Raw genomic sequence first — 301 nt, forward strand, 5'->3', positions numbered from 1 at the left:
ATTCCCGAATTCTTGACTGCGAGTCTGAGTTGTTTTCGAAATGCAGTTTCGTGAATATGATGACGACAAATATAGCCGTCTTGTGGATGTGCGCAGCGAACACTTGATGAGAAGATATATTGCCAAGCAGTATCTTTGGCTGCAGACTTGTATTTTTTGATCAAACTGATAGGCATTGAAGTAAGGCCAAAACCATCTCTTATGTCTTGTTGATGTAACTGTTTAGCTTTTTCAATTTGAGCCTGTAAAAAGACAATTAAATTTTCGGGCAACAATGTACAGCGATCTTTATTCCCTTTAC

Annotated in this window: 1 pseudogene; it reads right to left on the reverse strand. The window is 38.2% G+C overall.

Annotation, left to right across the window (positions count from 1 at the left end):
- Window positions 1-272: pseudogene (locus N7931_RS19660) on the reverse strand (integron integrase); the annotation flags it as partial.
- Window positions 273-301: the final 29 nt, after the last annotated feature.

Origin of the sequence: Catenovulum sp. 2E275, assembly GCF_025515275.1 — a bacterium.
GTDB lineage: Bacteria > Pseudomonadota > Gammaproteobacteria > Enterobacterales > Alteromonadaceae > Catenovulum.